The sequence below is a fragment of the Sulfitobacter sp. UBA4523 genome, assembly GCF_002388305.1.
Lineage (GTDB): Bacteria > Pseudomonadota > Alphaproteobacteria > Rhodobacterales > Rhodobacteraceae > Sulfitobacter > Sulfitobacter pontiacus.
In genome coordinates this window covers 72,826-93,768 of record NZ_DGMH01000035.1, presented here as the reverse complement: position 1 = coordinate 93,768, position 20,943 = coordinate 72,826, and the positions used below count along the sequence as shown (strand labels likewise).

Here is a 20,943-nt window from a genome sequence, read left to right as displayed (position 1 = left end):
GTGTGCCAGTAGAAGTTTTCTTCACGCTTCTTGCCGGTCATCTGGATTTTCTCGGCATTGATCACGATGACGTTGTCGCCGCAATCCATGTGAGGTGTGTAGGAAGGCTTGTGCTTGCCGCGCAGACGCATGGCAATGATCGACGCAAGACGGCCAAGGACGACGCCTTCAGCGTCGACGATGATCCATTTCTTGTCGATATCTGCCGGTGTTGCAGAAAAGGTTTTCATGGAGGGAATTCCCGTTACTTTGGTGAAAGGGTCCGAAACCGAACCCCGCTATCTGATGGCTGGGTTATAAACACGCCCTTCGCCACGTCAAGCGCCACATTCCCTATTTTCTTCCACAAAAACAACACCTTGCAAATTAGGTATTATTATACCCCACAAAAATCACACACTCAACTGCTCGGGCGGAGAGTCCAGCAGATGTCGCAGCCGCATGATCGCATCCTCAAAACTGTGCAGCGCCACGCCTGCGTTGATCGCAAGCCGGACCGCATGGGGCGCGCGGGCATCGCGGCAGACGAATTCCTCGGCCGAGCGGATTTGAACGCCCTGCCCTTCAGCAGCCTGACAGAACGCGCCCGCCCGCCAGCCAACCGGCAGGCTCAGCCATAAAAACGGCACGTTGGTGCGCCACGCCACATCATAGCCGCCCAGTATATTCACCGCGCTTTGGACATAGGCGTTAAAGCCCTGACGCGTGCCTTCGGCGATGGCGTCGATATCTGGATGCACCAGCAGCTTGGCACATAGGTCGATCAACGGGGTCGCAAGGCCGAAGCAATTGTACTCGGCCACGCGACGCAGATCGGGTGTGCGCTGGCGCGGGCCGATGGCGAAGCCGATGCGCAGCGCAGGGGTCAGGGTCTTGGCCAGCGACGAGACATACCAGCCGCGTTCGGGGGCAAGCATCCGGTAGGTCGGCGCACGCTCTACGCGCATGCGATAACAATCGTCCTCGACAATTTGAAAATCATGTTTGCGCGCCACCTCGACCAGCGCCTCGCGGCGCGCCACAGGTGTGAAACCGGCGGTCGGGTTATGCACTTCGGGCGAGGTGCAGAAAATCTGAAGATCATGGTTCCGCGCCACCTCGTCCAGCGCTTCGGGGATCACGCCGTCTTTATCCATCGCCACCGGAATGACATCGGCGCGCAGCAGCTCGCCCGCGCGGCGGAAACCGGGGTACGACAGCTCTTCAATCGCGATGGCGGGGCGTCGGCCTTGCAGGATGGATTGGAACACGAGCGACAGACCGTTTTGCCCGCCGTGAGACAGGATCACATCGGCTTCGGTAAAGGATCCCAGCGGCGTGCCGGCCAGCCATTTGACCACAGCTTCGCGGGCGGGGCGCGCCCCGGTGCGGCTCGGATAATGCATCACGCCTGACGCCGGATCCTGAGCGACCTCGGCCATCAGATTGCGGATCAGCGTCGCCTGCCCCGCCGATGGGAGGTGTGGCGAGAACATGTTCACGGCATAGGTGTCCGCGGGGTAGTTCTTGGTTCCTTGATGCACGTGGTGGGCGATCACATCCATCTCGATCGGGCTGTTGCGATCGGGGGTCGTGGGCGGCAGCGCAACAAAGGTGCCGCGCCCGACCTCGGCCTGCAACGTCCCGCTTTCGGTCAGCATCGTATAGGCCCGTGCCACGGTCCCCGGCGTGACGCCAAGCTTCCATGCCAGTTCCCGCACCGGTGGCAGTTTTTCCCCCGCCGATAAAGCGCCGTTCGAGATAGCGTTTCGTATCATTGTAACAACGGCTTTGTATTTGGGGCCAGGCCCGTCAATTTGATCAGGTTGCCAAATTGTACCCATTACAATGTTTTCCTTTTCAAAATGTATCGCATTTTGTACCCCTTTGTTACGGCAAAACGTAACATTGTGTCAATACAATTCAGAAATAGGAGATTCTCATGACACAGACCCTGACCCTCAACCACGAAACTGTGGCAATCCTGAACCAGCGCAGCACACCGTTTGCCGCTGTTCTTGCGGTCAAATTTGCGGTCTGCGTCACGAAGATGGCATCGCGTCGCCGGACACGCAAAGCGCTCGCACAGCTTGAGCCTTGGCAGTTGGCAGACGTGGGACTCACACCGCGACAGGCTCATGATGAGTCTATTCGGGTGTTCTGGAAGGCGTAACGTCCCTGTGGCGCAGTCCAGACCTCTTCACTCGGGCCGGTAAATACCGGCCCTTTTTTCGATTGTACCCGTCAGTGTGGGGTACAATCAGCGTGGCGGAATGGCATAGGTCAGCGATGCCCGCGCGACAGGGTCGTCCAGCCCTTCGGAATAGACCAGCACATCACAAATCGACAGCAGCTTGCCGAGCTTGAGCAACCGCGTCTTGGCGATCAGATCGGTGTTGGCCGCAGGCTTGCGCATGAAATCGATCGAACAGTTTGTGGTCACCGCCAGCGCTTTGGGCCCGATTCGCGCCAAGGTCATCAGATAGGCGCTGACATCGGCCAGCGCGAAGATCGACGGGCCGGACACGGTGCCGCCGGGGCGCAGGTGCCGGTCCGCGGTGAGCAAACGTGTGGTCAGATCCGTCTCTCCGACATGGTCGATGGCGAAATCATCGGCGACCTGCTTGAACACGTCTTTCATAAAAACCGCGAGCGCATCGGCATCCATCATAATTGGCATACTTGTCCTCCCTCATATGTCGCGGCTAGGCTCAGGGAAAAGCGGGAGGGGTTCAAGATGACAATGGTCGAAATGGCATGTGACGGTGCGGTAGTCCGGTTGACGATGAACGCGCCGGACCGGTTGAACGCGCTGTCGGACGAGATGCTGGCCGCGTTGCAGGCGCGTCTGGACGAGATCGCGCATCGTCCCGATATACGGGTCGCCATCCTTGCAGGGGCGGGTAAAGCGTTCTGCGCCGGGCATGATCTGAAGCAGATGACCGCGTTGCGCGACGCCAAGGATGGGGGTGTCGCCGGCTTCCAAGACCTGTTCGAACGCTGCGCCCGTCTGATGGCGCGCATCCAGTCCCTGCCCCAGCCCGTGATCGCGCAAGTCCACGGCATCGCCACGGCCGCGGGATGTCAGCTGGTCGCGACCTGCGATCTTGCGGTCGCGGCCGAGGATACGCGCTTTGGCGTGAACGGGGTGAATATCGGCCTGTTCTGCTCGACCCCGATGGTCGCGCTCAGCCGAAATATCCCGCGCAAACAGGCGTTCGAGATGCTGACCACGGGCGAGTTTATCGATGCAACCCGCGCCCGCGAGCTGGGGTTGATCAACCGTATCGCCCCACCAGACGAGCTTGCGACGCAGACGACAGCGCTGGCCCAGCAGATCGCGGACAAGCTGGGCACAGCGGTCAAGATCGGCAAACAGGCCTTCTATGCGCAGCTCGCCATGCCGGTCGCGCAAGCTTATGTCTACACGGGCGACGTGATGGTGGAAAACATGCTCAACCCCGACACAGCCGAGGGCATCGCAGCCTTCCTGGAAAAACGCCCTCCTGAGTGGGATCGGTAAGCCAGAAACAGACTGTTTCCGATGGTGCCGCACAGATCACGAATTCGTGCTTTCAATTCGGGCGCTTTTGTGGCACAAATAAGACAAGGCAGATGCCTTGATGATTTTGGGTCGCCGCCGGCGGAAGGTCCCTCCAGGTCAGCCTCTCACTGACCGACCGTTCCCGCAGCGGCGACCCCAAAAAAACCCTTCTTATTCAGTCGATATGTTTGATGGCCCAAAGGGCGGCGGTCACGCGTTTCGCGACAGGCACCGCTGGCTATTGCACCGCGCCAGCCCCTGCCCTACATCGCTGGCATGACACATACACTCCATATCATCGGCGGCGGCATGGCCGGATCAGAGGCCGCCTGGCAGGCGGCGAACGCGGGCATTCAGGTTGTGCTCCATGAAATGCGGCCCAAGGTCGGCACCTTCGCGCATCAGACGGGCCTGCTGGGGGAAATGGTCTGCTCCAACTCCTTCCGCTCGGATGATAACGAACAGAACGCCGTGGGGCTGCTGCATTGGGAGATGCGTGCCGCCAACGGGCTGATCATGGCAACAGCTGAGAAACACCGCCTGCCCGCCGGCGGTGCCTTGGCGGTGGACCGTGATCCCTTCGCGCAATCGGTGACAGACGCGCTGATGGCGCACCCGAATATCTCTGTCGAATATGGCGAGATCACCGATCTGCCGCGCGAGGGTCACTGGATCATCGCGACCGGCCCGCTGACCTCGGGCGATCTGGCGCAGTCTATCGCCGCCGAAACCGGTGCCGAGGCACTGGCCTTTTTCGACGCGATCGCGCCGATCATCTATCACGACAGCATCGATATGAGCAAAGCGTGGATGCAATCGCGCTATGACAAGGGCGAGACCGAGGAAGAGCGTACAGCCTACCTCAACTGCCCGATGACCAAGGACCAATACGAGGCGTTCATCGACGCGCTGCTGGCCGCGGATAAGACCGAATTCAAGGAAGGCGAGACGGCGGGTTACTTCGACGGCTGCCTCCCGATCGAGGTGATGGCCGAACGCGGACGCGAAACGCTGCGCTTTGGCCCGATGAAGCCCGTCGGCCTGACCAACCCCCATGATCCCGACAATAAACCCTATGCCGTGGTGCAACTGCGCCGCGATAACAAGCTGGGCACGTTGTATAATATCGTCGGCTTCCAGACCAAGATGAAATACGGGGCCCAGACAGAGGTGCTGCGGATGATTCCGGGGCTTGAAAATGCCTCCTTCGCGCGGCTCGGCGGTATCCACCGCAATACCTTCCTGAACTCGCCCACGCTGTTGGACGATCAGATGCGCCTGCGCAGCCAGCCGAACGTACGGTTTGCAGGGCAGATCACCGGTGTCGAAGGCTATGTGGAAAGCGCTGCGATGGGTCTGCTTGCCGGGCGTCTGGCCGTGGCCGAGATCAAGGGCGAAGCGGCCACCCCGCCGCCGCCAACCACTGCGACCGGTGCCTTGATCACCCATATCACCGGCGGCGCGGATGCGAAAACCTTCCAGCCGATGAACGTCAACTTTGGCCTGTTCCCACCGGTCGAGGGGCTGAAATCTGGCCGTCGCGGTCGCAAGGATCGCTATAAAGCCTACACCGACCGCGCCAAGACAGACTGGCAGGGCTGGTTGGACGGCACCACGCCCGCAGCATGAGCTTTCGCACCCGGTTCGCGCCGTCGCCCACCGGGCCTCTGCATCTGGGGCATGCCTATTCGGCGCTGGTGGCCCACGATATGGCGCGCGCCCAAGGCGGCAGCTTTTTGCTGCGGTTCGAGGACACGGATCTGGAACGATCAAAGCCCGAATATATGCGCCAAGCGTTGGACGATCTGGCGTGGCTGGGCATCACATGGGATGCACCACCTCTGATGCAATCCGACAACCTTGATGTGTATAATCAAAGTGTTGAGGCGCTTTCTTCACATGGATTGACCTATCCCTGCCGCTGTAGCCGCAAAGATATTGCCGCCGCACTCGCCGCGCCGCAGGAAGGGGCACCGCATAGCGTCTATCCGCAGACCTGCAAAACGCGCAGTATGGACGACCGCGGACCGAATGACGCGATCCGCCTGCATATGGACCGCGCGCTTGCGCAGGCGTCAGACGGGCTGGGGTTCATAGAGGACGGGCCGCTACACGCTGGCCCGCATCCCCTTGATCACGCAGCGCTTTTGACAGAGATCGGTGATATCGTGGTGGGGCGCAAAGACATCCAGACCGCCGCCTACTTCCTTGCCTCTGCCATCGACGATATCCGCGAGGGGATCACCCATGTAGTGCGCGGCGTGGACCTGTTTGACTTCACTCAGGTGCAGGTGTTGCTGCTGGATCTGCTGGGCCACAAACCCCCGCGCTATTTCCACCACGATCTGATCCGTGATGAAAATGGCAAGCGGCTGGCAAAACGCGACGACGCGCGCGCAATCTCCTTGTACCGGAGCGAAGGCGCGTCACCACAAGATATTCGTGCGATGATAGGGCTTTAGCGCCTATTCATCATGCATTACGTCAAGCGTGATGCGTTCGGCACCATCCTCGACCAGCGTGTAAAAGCAGCTTCGCCGTCCTGTGTGACAGGCCGCCCCCGTCTGGTGCACCTTCACCAGCAGGCAATCGCGGTCACAGTCGATGCGCAGTTCGACCAGCTCTTGCACGTGGCCGCTGGTGTCGCCCTTGATCCAGAATGACTGGCGAGAGCGGCTCCAATAGGTGACGCGGCCGGTTTCCAGCGTTTGGGTGACGGCCTGCGCGTTCATCCACGCCATCATTAACACCTCGCCCGTGGTCGCATCCTGTGCAATCGCGGGGATCAGCCCTGCTTCGTTGAATTTCAATGTGCTGGTGTCAAAGTCCATCGCCGAGCCTTCAGTTTGTTTTTGCATCATCCGCGTGAAGGCTTATGTAAGGGTTAACGACACAGAGGAACAGCCATGAGTGACGAGACAGACCTGATCAAGCTATACTCGGCGCGGATTTTGGGGCTTGCGGCTGACATCCCACATCTGGGGCGCTTGGAGAATCCCGATGCCAGCGTCACGCGGCGCTCGCCCCTATGTGGGTCCACCGTCACGGTCGATGTCGTGGTCGAAGATGGCAAGCTGGCGCAGATGGGTCAGGATGTGAAGGCCTGCGCCTTGGGTCAGGCCTCTGCCGCTGTGGCCGGTACGGCGGCAGTTGGTGCGACGTTGGATCAGATCCAGACGGCGCGGGATCAGTTGAAAGCGATGTTGAAAGGCCAAGGCCCCGTGCCCGACGCCCCCTTTGACGGGTTCGAGGTGCTGACCCCCGCCGTGGCCTATAAAAACCGTCATGCGTCCATCCTGCTGACGATAGAGGCGCTGGCCGAAGCGATGGAACAGACCCAAGAGGTTGCGCAAAACGGCTAGGCCCGTTCCGCTGCGATTTGTGCAAATAGCGCCGCGGCAGCGATGCCTCCAGCGGTGAACGCCCCCCACCGAACGCCTACACAAAAAAACGCCGCACATCCGGGCAGGATGGCGGCGTAAGGGTGCGGTGACCGTGAAGGCTCGTTTTGATCCGTGACAGAGGGGACAACTCGGGCACAGGGACGAAGGTATTGCGGACTTCGCCAACGCATAGAGTTTGGGACAGATGCGCGGGCTAGATCAAAACAACACGGTTTACGCAGGCAGAAGTCAAACGAAGGCGGGAAGGTGCAGACCGACCACGAGGATGACAACCAAGGCAGCCGCCCCTGCGGCATCTTGCAACAGCGTGTCTTTCGACCGTTTGGCAATGGCTTTGACTGTAAGGATCGTGGTCATTTGCGTTCTCCCGTTTCCGTTGCCTATTTGTTCTCATTTTCAAACCCCTGTGTAAAGAACTTTATGAGAACAAAAGAGAACAAAATGGGATTAAGCTCCTAACCCACTGATATCAAACGGATCGCCTCGTCCTGGCGCATCAGCCATAACAGCAGCCGGGCGGCTTTGCCGCGCGGGGTGGTCAGATCAGGGTCCACAGCCAGCAAGGCGCGCGCATCCGATTGGGCGACCTGCATCAAAGCCGCCTGTTTCTCCAGATCCGCCACCCGAAACCGCGGTACGCCAGATTGCGCCGTACCAATCAGATCACCGGTCCCGCGCATCTTGAGGTCCGTCTCGGCGATCACAAAACCATCCTCGCTTTCGCGCAAAACCTCCAGCCGTTGGCGGCCGCTCTCGCTGAGCGGGGCTTGATACATCAGCAAGCAGGTAGAGGCCGCCTGCCCCCGTCCCACGCGCCCGCGCAGCTGGTGCAGCTGTGCCAGCCCGAAGCTTTCGGCGCGCTCGATCACGATGATGCTGGCGTTCGGCACGTCGACGCCCACCTCGATCACCGTGGTAGCGACCAGCAGCTTGGTCTGCCCTTGCTGAAAGGCACGCATGGCCGCGTCTTTATCGGCGGGCGGCATCTGCCCATGGACCAGCCCGACCAAGCCTTCGCCCAATGCCGCACGCAGGTGTTTGAACCGCGCTTCTGCGGCGATCAGATCGCTGACCTCGCTTTCTTCGACCAACGGGCACACCCAATAGCATTGCCGCCCTTCGCTGATGGCAGCGCGCAAACGGGTCACGACCTCCTCCATCCGGTCGGTGGCAATCAGGGCGGTGCGGATGGGTTTGCGCCCGGGCGGCTTTTCATCCAGCACAGACACGTCCATATCGCCATATTGCGCAAGGGCCAGCGACCGCGGGATCGGCGTCGCGGTCATGACCAAAACATCGACGGCCTGCCCTTTTTTGCCAAGCTCAAGCCGCTGGCGCACCCCAAAGCGGTGCTGTTCATCCACCACCGCGAGGCGCAGATCGCCAAAGGCGACATCGGCCTGAAACACCGCATGGGTGCCCACAAGGATCTGGATCGCGCCGCTTTCCAGCGCGCTCAGCTTGGCGCGCCGTTCGGGCCCTTTATCGCGTCCGGTCAAGAGCTCAAGCACCACACCCGCTTGTTCGGCCAGGGGGCGCAAGCCTTCAAGATGTTGACGCGCAAGGATTTCTGTCGGGGCCATCAGCACGCCCTGCCCGCCTGCCTCAACCGCCCGCAACAATGCCATGAAGGCGACCAGCGTTTTGCCCGCGCCCACATCCCCCTGCAGCAAGCGGTTCATCCGCGCCCCGCTGGCCATGTCCTTTGCAATCTCGGCGATGGCGCGGGTCTGTGCACCGGTGGGCGCGTAGGGCAATGCGCCAAGCACGCGCTGCTGCAGGTGGCCATCCCCAACCGTCTTGCGCCCCGCCTTCCGCCGGTCCTTGGCGCGCGCAAGGGCAAGCGTCAGTTGATGGGCGAGCAATTCATCATAGGCCAGCCGCGCCCGCGCTGGCGCCGCGGCAGAAAGCTCAGCCATGTCGTTCGGGGCATGCGCCTGTTGCAGCGCATCGGGAAAATCAGGCCAGTTCTCTTGGTTCTTCTGATTGGGGTCAATCCATTCGCCGACCTCTGGCACCCGCGACAATGCGGCCCGCGTGGCCTTATACATCAGTTTTTGCGTGATCCCGCTGGTCAGCGGATAGACCGGTTCAAACGTCGGAATATCGCCCGCCTCGGCTTCGGGCACGACGAAATCCGGATGCACCATCTGGGGGATGCCGTCAAAAAGCTCTACCCGCCCCGACACCACGCGCCGTGACCCTTCGGGCATCTGCCGTTTCCAGTAATCCCCGCGCGCGTGAAAGAAGACCAGTTGAAAGGCGGTGGCGCTGTCTTCGACATGAATACGGTAGGCCCCGCCCTTGTTTGCAGGGGCCCGATGCGCGCCAACGGTGACCGCCACGGTGACAGTGGCGGGCAGGATCGCATCCTTGACACTGGGCTGCAGCCGTCGGTCGATGCCGGAATACGGCAGCGTAAACAACAGGTCCCGCGGGGCAATCACCCCAAGCTGGGCAAAGTTCTGCGCGGTCTTCGGCCCGACCCCTTCCAGCGTTTCGAGTTTGGCAAAGAGGGGGAAAAGCGCCTCGGGCCGGCCCGTCATGCGCCGTCGATCAGCGCAAGCCAGCCGTCCTCGTCCAATGTCTGAATGCCCAGATCCGCCGCTTTCTTGGCCTTGGAGCCAGCCCCCGGCCCCGCGACCAGAATATCGGTTTTCGCACTGACCGAGCCAGAGACCTTGGCCCCCAAACGTTCGGCGCGCGCCTTCGCCTCGGCGCGGGTCATTTTTTCAAGCGTGCCGGTGAAGACTACGGTTTTTCCTGCCACGGGGGACCCTTCGGTATCGGGGCGCGCCACATCCTGCACCGACAGTTCCGCCACCAGCCGGTCGATCGAGGCACGCTCGGCCTCTTGGGCAAAGGTGCTTACCAAGCTTTGCGCCATGACCTGACCGACGCCGTCCACACCGATCAGATCGTCCCAGGCGGGGCCATCCCCGGATTTTGCATGGCCCATCGCAGCCTCGAACGCGGTCCAGCTGCCGTAATGCTGCGCGATCAGGTTCGACGCCGCTTCGCCCACATGGCGGATGCCAAGCGCAAAGATCAGCCGCGACAGGGGAATTTTGCGTTTGTCCTCAATGGCCTGAAACAGTTTATCGGCAGATTTCTCGCCCCAGCCTTCGCGGTTCTTGAGCTGCTGCATGCCGCTGCCATAGCGTGCCTTGAGCGTGAAGATATCCGCCGGTTCCGCGATCCAGCCATCGGCATAGAATTGTTCGACCTGTTTCGCGCCCAGACCGTCAATATCAAAAGCCGCGCGTGATACGAAATGCTTCAGCTTTTCAACCGCTTGCGCAGGACAGATCAAACCCCCCGTACAGCGACGCACCGCATCACCTTCCTCGCGGATGGCGTCGCTGCCACATTCCGGGCATGTCGTTGGATAGATATAGGCTTCGGCGTCCTCGGGTCGCTTGCCAAGGTCCACATCCGCGATCTTGGGGATCACGTCCCCCGCACGGTAGACCTGCACCCAGTCGCCGACGCGGATATCCTTGCCCTCGCGGATACGGGCCCCCTTGCTGTCGAGCCCTTTGATATAATCCTCGTTATGGAGCGTCGCATTCGAGACAACGACGCCCCCCACGGTCACCGGATGCAACCGCGCCACCGGCGACAGCGCGCCAGTGCGGCCGACCTGAATGGTGATATCCTCCAGCCGGGTCCAGGCCAGTTCTGCAGGGAATTTATGGGCAATTGCCCAACGGGGGGTGGTTGAGCGAAAGCCAAGCCGGTCTTGCAACGCCAGATCGTTTACCTTGTAGACGACGCCGTCGATGTCATAGCCAAGCGTCGCGCGTTGCTCTTCGATCTTGCGGTAATGCGCGATCATCTCTTGCGGGCCGTCGCAGAGCGTCGTCAGCGGGTTGGTGGCAAACCCGAATGCCTTAAGCCGCTCTATCGCTTGAAACTGCGTCTCGGCCAGCGGCGCGGACATGGCCCCCCAGGCATAGGCGAAAAACGCCAGCGGCCGTGCGCGGGTAATCTCGGCATCCAACTGGCGCAAGGATCCGGCGGCGGCGTTGCGCGGATTGGCAAAGGTCTTGCCCCCCTTGGCCGTCTGGCGGGCATTCAGCGCATCAAAGTCGTCGTGGCGCATATAGACTTCGCCGCGCACCTCAAGCAGCGCCGGTGCGCCCTGGATCCGCGTCGGAATGGTATCGATCGTGCGCGCATTGGCGGTGACGTTTTCCCCGACGGCACCATCCCCACGGGTCGCGGCCTGTACCAGCTCCCCGTTTTCATAGCGCAGCGACAGCGACAGCCCGTCAATCTTGGGCTCTGCGGTGAAGGCCAGCGGCGTGCCGCTTGGCAGCCCCAGATATTTGCGGATGCGCGCATCGAAATCGACAACATCCTCATCCTCGAAGGCATTGCCCAAGGACAGCATCGCCACGTCATGCCGGACCTTGCCGAACCCTTCCGCCGGGGCGGCACCGACCTTGTCGCTGGGGCTGTCAGCGCGTTTGAGGCCGGGAAACCGTTCCTCGATCGCCTGATTGCGACGTTTCAGGCGATCATATTCCGCGTCTGACAGGTCGGGCGCGTCCTGCGTGTGATAGGCCGCATTCGCCCGCCCCAACAGGTCAGCCAACCGCGCCAATTCGGCTTTGGCTTCCTCCTCGGAAAGCTCCTGAAGTGCGGTTTTATCAGTCACGGTAAGCCCCAGCCTGCTGTTTCAACTGGGGTCTAGATACGCAGGGAACTCCCCCGCGTCTAGAATATTTCCCTTGCCTTTGTGGCTAGCCGCCGACGGCCAATCTTTCCTGTTCGGGGTAGCCCATGGTGGCCGGGTCGCGCAGCACATATCCCCTGCCCCAGACCGTCTCGATGTAATTCTCGCCGCCCGTGGCATTGCTAAGCTTTTTACGCAATTTGCAGATGAAAACATCGATAATCTTGAGCTCGGGTTCATCCATGCCGCCGTAAAGATGGTTCAGAAACATCTCTTTCGTCAGGGTCGACCCTTTGCGCAGGCTCAGCAGTTCGAACATCTGGTATTCCTTGCCGGTCAGATGCACGGGCTTATCCCCCACGGTCACCGATTTGGCGTCCAGATTGACCGACACACGCCCGACGTTGATCACCGATTGCGAATGGCCCTTGGACCGCCGGATGATCGCATGGATGCGCGCCACCAGTTCTTCGCGGTGGAAAGGTTTGGTCAGATAATCATCAGCACCAAAGCCGAACCCCTTGATCTTGTTTTCCGTGTCGTCAGAGCCGGAGAGGATCAGGATTGGCGTCTGGATCTTGCTCAGCCGTAATTGGCGCAAGACGTCATGCCCGTTCATATCCGGCAGATCCAGATCCAGCAGGATCAGATCGTAGTCATAGAGCTTTGCCAGATCGATGCCCTCTTCCCCCAGATCGGTGGTATAGGTGTTCAGATTGGCATGGGTCAGCATCAGTTCGATGCTTTTGGAGGTGGTTGGGTCATCTTCGACCAACAGTATTCGCATGTGTCTCACTCCGCTCAAATGGATTTGGTATAAAAGGCACCGTGAACAAAATAGTTTAACCACTCGTTAATAGTGCTCAACTTGTTAGGCGAGCAACTTAAAGTTGTCTATACTTTTGTAGCGCTGTGGCCCGCAAAGCCGCTTCCCCATGTTCAGAGACAGCGCGCACCCATTCGACAAATTCGGCCCGCCCCACGCCATAGCGTTCTTCCGCATCCGCCTCAGAGATCAGCCCGTATAATACGCCGCGCACCACCGCAGCCTTGCGCGATGCGACCCACCGGCGAGTATTGCGATCCGGCAGATCCGCAAGGCTAAAGCTGGACCCGTCGGGCAAGGTCACCGCCCTGGGTCGTTCGACCTTTTTCAAATACACTTTTTTCCCCTTTTCACCCCTTACACATAAGACGCGCGCCCACTGTTCACGGCCCGTTCTTGATCCGGTGCAGGCTAGGTCGCCGCATGTTAACGACCCGTGAAGTCGCCCCTTGAGAGTACCGCTAATTTTCCTATATTAAGCCTCAAACCTCCCGGAGTATTCTCATGCCGCTTGATCGCACCCCGCCGCTCAATTCGTTGGGCTTTGCCAAAGCACCTGCCGACACCCGCGTCGTTGTGGCGATGTCGGGCGGTGTCGACAGTTCCGTGGTCGCCGCCATGCTGGCCGAGGAAGGCTATGACGTCGTCGGCGTCACCCTGCAGCTATATGACCACGGTGCGGCACTGGCGCGCAAAGGGGCTTGCTGTGCGGGCATCGATATCCATGATGCGCGCCGCGTCGCGGAATCCATGGGGTTCCCGCATTACGTTTTGGATTATGAAAACGTGTTCAAGGACGCCGTGATTGACGAATTCGCCGATAGCTATCTGGGCGGGGCCACGCCCGTTCCCTGCATCCGCTGTAACGAACGGGTGAAGTTCAAGGATCTGCTGGAAACGGCCAAGGATCTGGATGCCGATTGCATGGCGACCGGTCACTATATCCAGCGCAAGATGGGTCCCGACGGGGCCGAACTGCATTGCGCCGCCGATGCCAATCGTGATCAAAGCTACTTTCTGTTCTCGACCACGCCCGAGCAACTGGACTATCTGCGTTTCCCCCTTGGCCACCTGCCGTCAAAAAACGACACCCGGGCGCTGGCGGCGAAATACGGGCTGAGCGTGGCGGACAAGCCCGACAGTCAGGATATCTGCTTTGTTCCGAATGGCGACTACGCCTCGGTGATCCGCAAACTGCGCCCCGAAGCCGCCAACCCCGGCAATATCGTCGACACCGACGGCAATGTGCTGGCGCAGCATGACGGGGTGATCAACTACACCATCGGGCAGCGCCGTGGCCTTGGCATCGGCGGCTTGGCCGACCCGCTTTATGTGGTGAAACTTGATGCGGATAACGCGCAGGTCGTCGTGGGGCCGAAATCGATGCTGGCCACCCGTACCGTGCCCGTGAAAGAGATTAACTGGCTTGGTGACACCCCGCTCATGTCGCAAAGCGAATGGCCCATTGCTGTGCGCGTACGCTCTACCCGCCCTCCGACAGACGCGATCCTGCGTCCGATCTCGGATACTGAAGCCACGGTAGAGTTGCTCACCCCCGAGGAAGGGATCTCGCCGGGCCAAGCCTGCGTCTTCTACGACCCCGAAAGCACCCGCATCTTCGGCGGTGGCTGGATCCACAAAGGCTAACCCTTCCAAATGGTTTAAAATCCCGGGGAGTTTGAGGGGCAGCGCCCCTCATATGGGGTCGTGAGTTTGAGGGGCAGAGCCCCTCATATAGGCTCGTGAGTTTGACAGGCAGCGCCCCTCATTTTACTCTAAGGCCAGTCTCTAGACCTATAGCTTTGCCAATACCGCCCGCGCCGCGCGCAGGCCCGGGCTCTCGCCCCCCTTGCCGAGCCGCTCCATCGTCAGCGCCATCGCGTCCTTTTGATCCTCGGGATGCGCAAAGACATGCGCCAAACCGCCAGCGATCTTATCGGCGGTGCAATCGGGCCCCAGAAACTCCGGCACGACGCGGGTGTCGGACACAAGGTTCACCAAAGTCACCGTATCAATCAGCGCCATCGCTTTGATCAGACGGAAGCTGAGCCAGTTCATCCGGTAGGCGATCACCATCGGCAGCGATGCGGCGGCCAGTTCCAGCGACACGGTGCCAGAGGCCGCAAGTGCCACGTCCGCCGCGGCAAACGCCGCCCGTTTCATCGCGGCACCTTCCTCCCTGCTGCCCGCACGCGGGTCCAGCACGATGGGGCGCACCGTCCAGCCCTGGGTCTGCGCAATCACCGCGTCTGCCACAGGACCAGCGGCGGGAATGACCACGCACAGATCAGGATGTGTCCGGGCAAAACGGGCCACCGCATCGCCGAACACATCCGACAGACGCGCCACCTCTGACCGCCGCGATCCGGGCAGGACGAGCATCAGGGGGGCATCGCCGATCTCATGCGCTTGACGAAAGGCAGCGGCTTCGCGGTGTGTGGCGATCTTCTCTCCGACTACGGGATGGCCGACGAAATCGCAGGCCATGCCCTCGGCCTCCATCAGGGGCGGCTCGAAGGGGAAAAGTGCAAGCACGTGATCGATATACCGCGCCATCTTTTTCGCGCGCCCGGGACGCCAGGCCCAGACTGTGGGCGCGACATAATGCACCGTGCGAATATCCGACGCCGCCTTGACCCGCTTGGCCACGCGAAGCGAGAAATCGGGGCTGTCGATGGTGATCATCACATCGGGCTTGGCGTCAATGACGGCCTGCGCCGTCTCGTTGATCCGCGCCATCAGGGATTTATATTTCGGCAGGATCTCGGCGATGCCCATGACAGACAGTTCGGACATATCAAAACGGCTGGTCAGCCCTTCGGCGGCCATATCCGTCCCGCCGATCCCGTCAAAGGTGATGTCGGAGCGCAGGGATTTCAGCCCTGCCATCAGCGCGCCCCCCAAACGGTCGCCCGAAGGTTCGCCCGCGATGATGAACACCTTCATGTCGCGGCCCTTGCCCATAGCACGAGGTCAAATTCATCCGCCAAGGCGACGCAGGCGTCTGGCTCCAGCAGAATGACAGACCCCGCCTCGATCACGACACCCGCCAGCCCTGCCGCATGGGCGCGGCGCAGGGTGTCGGGCCCGATGGTGGGCATATCGACAAGATGGCTTTGGCCCGGCTTCGGACCTTTAAACAGCACCGCGCTGGCCGCGCGCGCACGATCAGGCAGGGTTGCCAGCAAGTGGTCCGTGCCGCCAATCGCCTCGATCCCCATGACCTGCCCCTGCCCGACGACGCAGCATTGCCCCACATCCATAGGCGCAAGGCAGCGCACCAAGGCAGCACCGCGCGCGGCGTCATCGCGCATCTGCGCATCCGGCTGACGCTGGCTAAGCACGCCTTCGCGCGCCATCAAGTCGGGCGCGAGGTCATGCGCGGCAACGACGGTCAGCCCCGCTGTCTGGAAAATATCGACCAAGGCGCGCAGGGCACCGTCGTCCCCCGCGGCAAGGGCTTTCTGGAAGACCGGCACCAAGGGCAGCGTTGCCGCATCCAGTTTGGACGGATCGAAAGACGGTCGAGCCACGGCACCGCAGAAACACACCAGCGTCACGCCGCGCGCGGTCAACTCGGCCAGCAAAGTGCCAAGCGTCTCAAGGCGGAACACCAGATCCGGCACCAGCCCGACGGGTGTCGTCCCCTCGTAGGCGCAGATCAAAGGCGCATCGGCCAGCGCGCCGGCGACCCGTCGAGGCAGTCCGCCGCCCCCTGCGATCAGCGCCAGCATCAACCCGGTGTCAGAAAGTGACGGCCCGTGTCGGCCAATACGAAATCGACGATCTCGCGGACGTAATCGCTGCCGGTTTCCTCGCCCAAACGGCGGGCGCGGTCGTGGAATGTCCCCTCGCCCTGCGCCAGCATCTGGAAAGCCGCGCGAAGGGCCGTGATGTCGGCGCGGGTGACACCGCGACGCTTCAGCCCGACAAGGTTAAGCCCGTCCAAGACCCCACGCGGCGCTTGCACCAGACCGTAGGGGATCACGTCATTTGTTACCATCGTCACAGCGCCGATGATGGCCCCGCGACCGATACGCACGAACTGGTGGATACCGGCCAGCCCGCCGATCAGAACATCGTCTTCAATGATGCAGTGGCCCGCGACGGCGGCGTTGTTCACCACAATCACCCGATCACCAAGGATCGCATCATGGGCGATGTGACAGCCCGCCATAAACAGCCCGTCATCGCCGATCCTGGTCACGCCGCCACCGCCTTCGGTGCCGCCGTTCATGGTGACATGTTCGCGGATACGGTTGCGTTTGCCAATCTCCAGACGGCTGGATTCCCCTTTGAACTTAAGGTCTTGGGGGATTTCACCGATCACCGCGAAGGAAAAGATCACCGTGCCTTCGCCGACTTCGGTGTCGCCGGTGACGATCGCGTGGGACTTCACCTCAACGTTGTCATGCAGCACGACCCGAGGGCCGATGACGCAGAACGGGCCGACCTTGGCAGAGGCCGCGATCTGCGCCCCTTCCTCGATCACGGCGTTTGGGTGGATGTTGCCCATCAGGACAGGTCCATCATCGCAGTGAATTCAACCTCGGCCGCCATTTCGCCCTCGACCGACGCGACGCCGCCGAATTTCCAGACTTTACCGCCGGGTTTGCCGCGCAGGGTGTTCAGCTCCATCCGGACGACGTCACCGGGAACGACCTTGCGGCGGAATTTGCATTTGTCGATGGCCATGAAATAGACCTTCATGTCCTTATCCGCCATTTCCAGCGTGACACCAACCATCACCGCAGCGGTCTGCGCCATCGCCTCTACGATGGTGACGCCGGGCATAATCGGCATGCCGGGGAAATGCCCCTGAAAATGCGGTTCGTTCATCGTGACATTCTTGATCCCGACAGCGCTTTGCGTGCCCTGGATATCGACCACTTTATCGACCAGCAAAAAGGGATAGCGGTGCGGAATGATCCGCTGGATCATCTGGATATCGGCACTTGGCAGGGTGTCAGTCATTGCATGTCCTGTCTGTTAAAAGCTGTAAGCTGGCTACCAATTCTGGCCGCCATGGGCAAGCGGGGGGATCAGTTCTTGCCGCTGCCGACCGACGCGTCAAGCCGCTCGATGGCTTCGTCGGTGATGTCGATGGCATTGGCGCTGACGAAGACCGACCGACGTTCAAGGATCACGGCCGCCCCGGCTTCACGCATCATCTGTTCCAACACAGGACCCGCAGCGGCCAGAAACACTTGGCGTTCTTTCTCGACCAATTCGTTCAGCGCCCGCCCCTTTGCCGCTTGCGCCGCGCGGGTCTTCTGCACCTTTTCGTCAAAGGCATCCGCCAGCCCGCTGAAGGCATCGGGGCTGAGCTTGCTGCGCTGATCGGTGAGCTTGCGCTCCTCGGCCTTCAAATCCGCTTCGATCAGGCGGTTTTCGGCAGATATTTCAGCGCTTTGGGTTTCCACGTCATCCGCCACCCGCAGACCAAAGGCGCTTTCATTGAACACACGATCTGAGTCTATGGTCAGGATCGGGCTTTGCACCACGCGCCGTTCAGACTGCTGTTGTGCAAAAACCGGCACCGCCGCAAGGGGCAGTACCGGCAGAAGGCAAATCAAGAGTGCCCGCAATTTCATAACGGCCTCAGAAATCGGTCCGCAGGGTCACTTCGAACTTCTGTTCTTGGTCATAGTCCTCTTTTTTCAAGGCTTTAGAGACGTTGAACTGCAAGGGACCAACAGGCGTATCCCAGAAGAGCGAGACACCGATCACGTGGCGGAACGAACCGGATTCACCAACGATAGACGAGCCCGCGGGGATCACTACATCGTCGAGGTTCCAGACGTTGCCGACATCATAGAAGACGCCGCCGCTGATGCCGTATTCTTCGGGCAGGCCCAGCGGGAATTCCGCCTCAAGACTACCAACCACAAAGAGGTTACCCCCAAGGGAGTCGTCAGAGCTGTTGCTTTGATCGCGCGGGCCGATGCCGCCGGTTTCAAAGCCGCGCATGATCGATGAGCCGATCAAGAAGCGGTCGGAAACGCGGTTGTTGCCCTCGCTCCATGCCAATGCCCCACCTTGCAAGGTAGCGCGCAGGGTGACTTCCTCGTTGAAGATACGCTTTTCGCCGATGGCTTTGGCGGTGGTTTTCACGAACTTGGTGTCGCCCCCTAGACCTGCGAAATCCTGCCCGAATTGCAGCAGCACACCCGATGTGGGGTCAAGGCCGGCGCGACGGGTGTCGTAGCTGTAGTTATACCCGATCGAAGAGGTCACCTGACGGCCCGCGGCAATGTCATTTGCGACGACGAAACCGGTTGTGGTATCGGCACGCTCTGACATCTCGAGGTCGTCATAGGTATAGTTGAGGCTCACCCGCCCGTTATCGCTGACAGGGAACGACAGGGACGGCTGGAAGACGATACGTTTGGTATCGAAGGAATTATAGGACGAGCTTGTTTCGGCATAATCGAGGTTCAGGCCGAACGCCACATCACGCCCCAAGAGGCTCGGCTCGATAAAGTTGAAGCCATAGCGCTGTGCATCTTCAGCCGTGCTGACCGTCAGCTTGAGCTTCTGGCCGCGCCCCAAGAAGTTATCCTCGGCGAAGCTGACCGCGACGCCGATCCCGTCACTGGACGAGAACGACCCACCGAAGTTGAGCGAGCCTGTCGGTTGTTCCACAACATTCACGTCAACGACGACCTGCTCGGGGGAAGACCCCTCGCGGGCGTTGACTTCGGCGCTTTCAAAATAACCAAGGGCGCGGATGCGCTCGGCGCTTTCACGGATTTCGCGCGGGTTGAACGGGTCACCCTCTACGCTGTCAAACTGGCGGCGCACAACGCGGTCAAGCGTGGTGGTGTTACCTTCGATGTCGATCCGTTCGACAAACACACGTGGACCACGAGAGATGCGATATTCGACGTTCAGCGTCAGGTCGCGATCATTGCGCGTGACAACCGGTTCGACCCGCAGAAAATCAACGCCGTCACGGATGGCTTTGCGTTCCATCCGGGCGATATCCGTCTCGACCAGCGACGGCGAATAGACGGCACCGGATTTGGTCTTGATTACGCCACGATAATCTTCGGCGTTCACCCCGTTGATGGTCGAGGTCACGGTCAGTTCGCCGAACTTGAACTGTTGCCCCTCTTGCACGTTGAACTGCACAAAATAGCCGTCGCGTTCTTCGGTGAGCTGAGCGTTCGCCGCCGAGATGCGCATGTCGACATACCCGCGCGACAGGTAGAAATCGCGCAGCATCTGCTGGTCGGCCTCGATGCGTTCGGGCACAAAAGTGTCGCGTTTGATCAAACGGCGGAACAGCCCCGCTTGCTTGGTCCCCAGCACGCGGCGCAGACGACGGTCCGAATATTGGCGGTTGCCGACAAAGCTCAGGCGTTCAATCTCGACGTTGTCGCCTTCGAAGACTTCAAACACCAGATCAACGCGGTTCTGGTCGCGGCGGATGACCTTGGGCTGGACGCGGGCGGCGATACGGCCGTCGTTGCTATAGGCCTGCGCGATGGCATTGGCGTCTTTTTCGGCTTGGGTCGGGTTAAAGACGCGGCGTTCGTCTGAATCAACGACCGAAGCCAGCGCTTCGTCGTCGATGCGCGCGTTGCCTTCAAAGCTGATGCGGTTGATCGTGGGGAATTCTACGACCGTGATCACCAATGTCCCGCCGCGCGGTTCAAGCGCGACGCTTTCAAACAGGCCGGACGCCTGAAGATTCTGGTAAGCATCGTTCAATTCGCCCGCGCTGATCGCCCGACCACGCGCGATTCCTGCGCGGCTTAGGATGGCGCTGTCGCCGATCCGTTCGTTGCCGTCGATCTGAACTGTATTGAACTGATAGCTTTGCGCGTCAGCATGTGGCGCTGGCACCAGCCAAGCGACTGATAACATTACGCAAAAAGAAGCGCTGCGCAAGGATTTCGCAAAAGGAGTGAAAACCGCTGTTTCGGTGGGCTTATTCCACCTGTCGTTGTGCATCATTTGCCCTACCCGCTGTCAAAAAACTCTTTCGTCCTGACTAGACAGGTTAGCGGCCTTTGTCAAAACGAAGAGACCGCCATACACCTATATAGAGTGTATGGCGGCCAGTTGGATCACGATAGAGTGCGGGAGGGCACCTGGATAGGGAGAGAGAACGGCGTTACGCGCCGATCCACGCGCCGGCGGTCAGCGCGATGATCAGGAAGCCGAAGTACAAAGCGCGGTCCCAGTTCAGATCAACCAAAAGGCTCAAACCGCGATAACTTGTCTTGAACGTCTGCATACTCGTATCCTTTGTAACTTGGATCGAATATCGCAGGCGATTGCGGCGCTCGTTTGACCAATTGAGGCAGCAATAAGACTTTTGTAACTTTTTACCCCCTTTTAGGCGGCAAAATATCGCCTAAGGGCAGAATAAATCGTTACCCAAGGCAAAGACCATTAACCCCAGTACCAAGGTCAGACCAATGGTCATCAGGATGCGCAACGCGCCATCGCTGGGTGGTTTGCCGGTCACGGCTTCATAGGCGTAGAACACCAGATGCCC

General features: G+C 60.4%; 22 protein-coding genes and 1 pseudogene. 6 read left to right on the top strand and 17 right to left on the bottom strand.

Going from position 1 to position 20,943, the window contains the following annotated elements; all coding sequences use genetic code 11:
• Positions 1–230, bottom strand: a 230-nt coding sequence (gene rplM, locus B3849_RS08840; RefSeq protein ID WP_286780029.1) for a 50S ribosomal protein L13, incomplete at its 3' end; no start/stop codon positions are given.
• A 162-nt stretch (positions 231–392) separates the two neighbouring features.
• Positions 393–1,823, bottom strand: a complete 1,431-nt coding sequence (locus tag B3849_RS08835) for a PLP-dependent aminotransferase family protein (RefSeq protein ID WP_278426286.1) — start codon at positions 1,821–1,823, stop codon at positions 393–395.
• Between the two features lie 98 nt (positions 1,824–1,921).
• On the opposite strand from B3849_RS08835, the gene B3849_RS08830 reads away from it, so the two are divergent.
• Positions 1,922–2,152 (top strand): DUF1127 domain-containing protein, encoded by a 231-nt coding sequence (locus B3849_RS08830; RefSeq protein WP_005853453.1) that lies wholly within the window; start codon positions 1,922–1,924, stop codon positions 2,150–2,152.
• Between the two features lie 87 nt (positions 2,153–2,239).
• On the opposite strand, the gene B3849_RS08825 is transcribed toward B3849_RS08830, so the two are convergent.
• Complete coding sequence (locus B3849_RS08825) at positions 2,240–2,659, bottom strand: PaaI family thioesterase (RefSeq protein WP_005853451.1); 420 nt, start codon at positions 2,657–2,659, stop codon at positions 2,240–2,242.
• Between the two features lie 63 nt (positions 2,660–2,722).
• On the opposite strand from B3849_RS08825, the gene B3849_RS08820 reads away from it, so the two are divergent.
• The 3 genes from B3849_RS08820 (at position 2,723) to gluQRS (ending at position 5,985) form a co-directional block, all read left to right on the top strand.
• On the top strand, positions 2,723–3,502 hold the full coding sequence (locus tag B3849_RS08820) for an enoyl-CoA hydratase (RefSeq protein WP_414718038.1): 780 nt from the start codon (positions 2,723–2,725) through the stop codon (positions 3,500–3,502).
• A 297-nt stretch (positions 3,503–3,799) separates the two neighbouring features.
• Positions 3,800–5,152: a methylenetetrahydrofolate--tRNA-(uracil(54)-C(5))-methyltransferase (FADH(2)-oxidizing) TrmFO gene (gene trmFO, locus B3849_RS08815; protein WP_064216553.1), complete on the top strand. Its 1,353-nt coding sequence runs from the start codon at positions 3,800–3,802 to the stop codon at positions 5,150–5,152.
• Positions 5,149–5,985, top strand: a complete 837-nt coding sequence (gene gluQRS / locus B3849_RS08810) for a tRNA glutamyl-Q(34) synthetase GluQRS (protein WP_286780027.1) — start codon at positions 5,149–5,151, stop codon at positions 5,983–5,985. Before trmFO ends, gluQRS begins: the two co-directional genes overlap by 4 nt.
• A gap of 3 nt (positions 5,986–5,988) precedes the next feature.
• On the opposite strand, the gene hisI is transcribed toward gluQRS, so the two are convergent.
• A complete protein-coding gene (hisI, locus tag B3849_RS08805; RefSeq protein WP_278426283.1) occupies positions 5,989–6,354 on the bottom strand; it encodes a phosphoribosyl-AMP cyclohydrolase in 366 nt (121 codons plus the stop codon).
• 75 nt (positions 6,355–6,429) lie between these two features.
• Between hisI and B3849_RS08800 the strand changes: the two genes are divergently transcribed.
• Complete coding sequence (locus B3849_RS08800) at positions 6,430–6,885, top strand: iron-sulfur cluster assembly scaffold protein (RefSeq protein ID WP_278426282.1); 456 nt, start codon at positions 6,430–6,432, stop codon at positions 6,883–6,885.
• A 270-nt stretch (positions 6,886–7,155) separates the two neighbouring features.
• On the opposite strand, the gene B3849_RS08795 is transcribed toward B3849_RS08800, so the two are convergent.
• From B3849_RS08795 to B3849_RS08775, 5 genes are all read right to left on the bottom strand, one after another.
• Positions 7,156–7,284 carry a hypothetical protein gene (locus tag B3849_RS08795; RefSeq protein WP_005853439.1) on the bottom strand — a complete coding sequence of 43 codons (129 nt, stop codon included), beginning with the start codon at positions 7,282–7,284 and terminating at the stop codon, positions 7,156–7,158.
• Positions 7,285–7,382: 98 nt separating this feature from the next.
• The gene (gene recG, locus B3849_RS08790; protein ID WP_286780026.1) at positions 7,383–9,473 is read right to left on the bottom strand and encodes an ATP-dependent DNA helicase RecG; all 2,091 of its coding nucleotides are present in this window, start codon (positions 9,471–9,473) and stop codon (positions 7,383–7,385) included.
• Entirely contained in the window at positions 9,470–11,590 is a 2,121-nt protein-coding gene (gene ligA / locus B3849_RS08785) for an NAD-dependent DNA ligase LigA (protein ID WP_278426280.1), read from the bottom strand. Before ligA ends, recG begins: the two co-directional genes overlap by 4 nt.
• 85 nt (positions 11,591–11,675) lie before the next feature.
• The gene (gene ctrA, locus B3849_RS08780; protein ID WP_005853432.1) at positions 11,676–12,395 is read right to left on the bottom strand and encodes a response regulator transcription factor CtrA; all 720 of its coding nucleotides are present in this window, start codon (positions 12,393–12,395) and stop codon (positions 11,676–11,678) included.
• Positions 12,396–12,492: 97 nt separating this feature from the next.
• On the bottom strand, positions 12,493–12,771 hold the full coding sequence (locus B3849_RS08775; RefSeq protein ID WP_278376009.1) for a DUF1153 domain-containing protein: 279 nt from the start codon (positions 12,769–12,771) through the stop codon (positions 12,493–12,495).
• Between the two features lie 167 nt (positions 12,772–12,938).
• Here B3849_RS08775 and mnmA point away from each other — a divergent pair, with 167 nt between their 5' ends.
• Positions 12,939–14,081 carry a tRNA 2-thiouridine(34) synthase MnmA gene (mnmA, locus tag B3849_RS08770; RefSeq protein ID WP_005853429.1) on the top strand — a complete coding sequence of 381 codons (1,143 nt, stop codon included), beginning with the start codon at positions 12,939–12,941 and terminating at the stop codon, positions 14,079–14,081.
• A 147-nt stretch (positions 14,082–14,228) separates the two neighbouring features.
• On the opposite strand, the gene lpxB is transcribed toward mnmA, so the two are convergent.
• From lpxB to B3849_RS08730, 8 genes and pseudogenes are all read right to left on the bottom strand, one after another.
• Positions 14,229–15,380 carry a lipid-A-disaccharide synthase gene (gene lpxB, locus B3849_RS08765; RefSeq protein ID WP_286780025.1) on the bottom strand — a complete coding sequence of 384 codons (1,152 nt, stop codon included), beginning with the start codon at positions 15,378–15,380 and terminating at the stop codon, positions 14,229–14,231.
• A complete protein-coding gene (locus B3849_RS08760) occupies positions 15,377–16,168 on the bottom strand; it encodes an LpxI family protein (RefSeq protein WP_278426279.1) in 792 nt (263 codons plus the stop codon). Before B3849_RS08760 ends, lpxB begins: the two co-directional genes overlap by 4 nt.
• Entirely contained in the window at positions 16,168–16,950 is a 783-nt protein-coding gene (gene lpxA, locus B3849_RS08755) for an acyl-ACP--UDP-N-acetylglucosamine O-acyltransferase (protein WP_278426278.1), read from the bottom strand. Before lpxA ends, B3849_RS08760 begins: the two co-directional genes overlap by 1 nt.
• A complete protein-coding gene (gene fabZ / locus B3849_RS08750) occupies positions 16,950–17,408 on the bottom strand; it encodes a 3-hydroxyacyl-ACP dehydratase FabZ (RefSeq protein ID WP_005853421.1) in 459 nt (152 codons plus the stop codon). Before fabZ ends, lpxA begins: the two co-directional genes overlap by 1 nt.
• Positions 17,409–17,476: 68 nt before the next feature.
• Entirely contained in the window at positions 17,477–18,028 is a 552-nt protein-coding gene (locus B3849_RS08745) for an OmpH family outer membrane protein (RefSeq protein WP_037944231.1), read from the bottom strand.
• 7 nt (positions 18,029–18,035) lie between these two features.
• Positions 18,036–20,306, bottom strand: a complete 2,271-nt coding sequence (gene bamA, locus B3849_RS08740) for an outer membrane protein assembly factor BamA (RefSeq protein ID WP_278376014.1) — start codon at positions 20,304–20,306, stop codon at positions 18,036–18,038.
• 250 nt (positions 20,307–20,556) lie between these two features.
• A complete protein-coding gene (locus B3849_RS08735) occupies positions 20,557–20,679 on the bottom strand; it encodes a hypothetical protein (protein ID WP_005853414.1) in 123 nt (40 codons plus the stop codon).
• A gap of 120 nt (positions 20,680–20,799) precedes the next feature.
• Positions 20,800–20,943 (bottom strand): annotated as a pseudogene (locus tag B3849_RS08730) (RIP metalloprotease RseP); the annotation flags it as partial.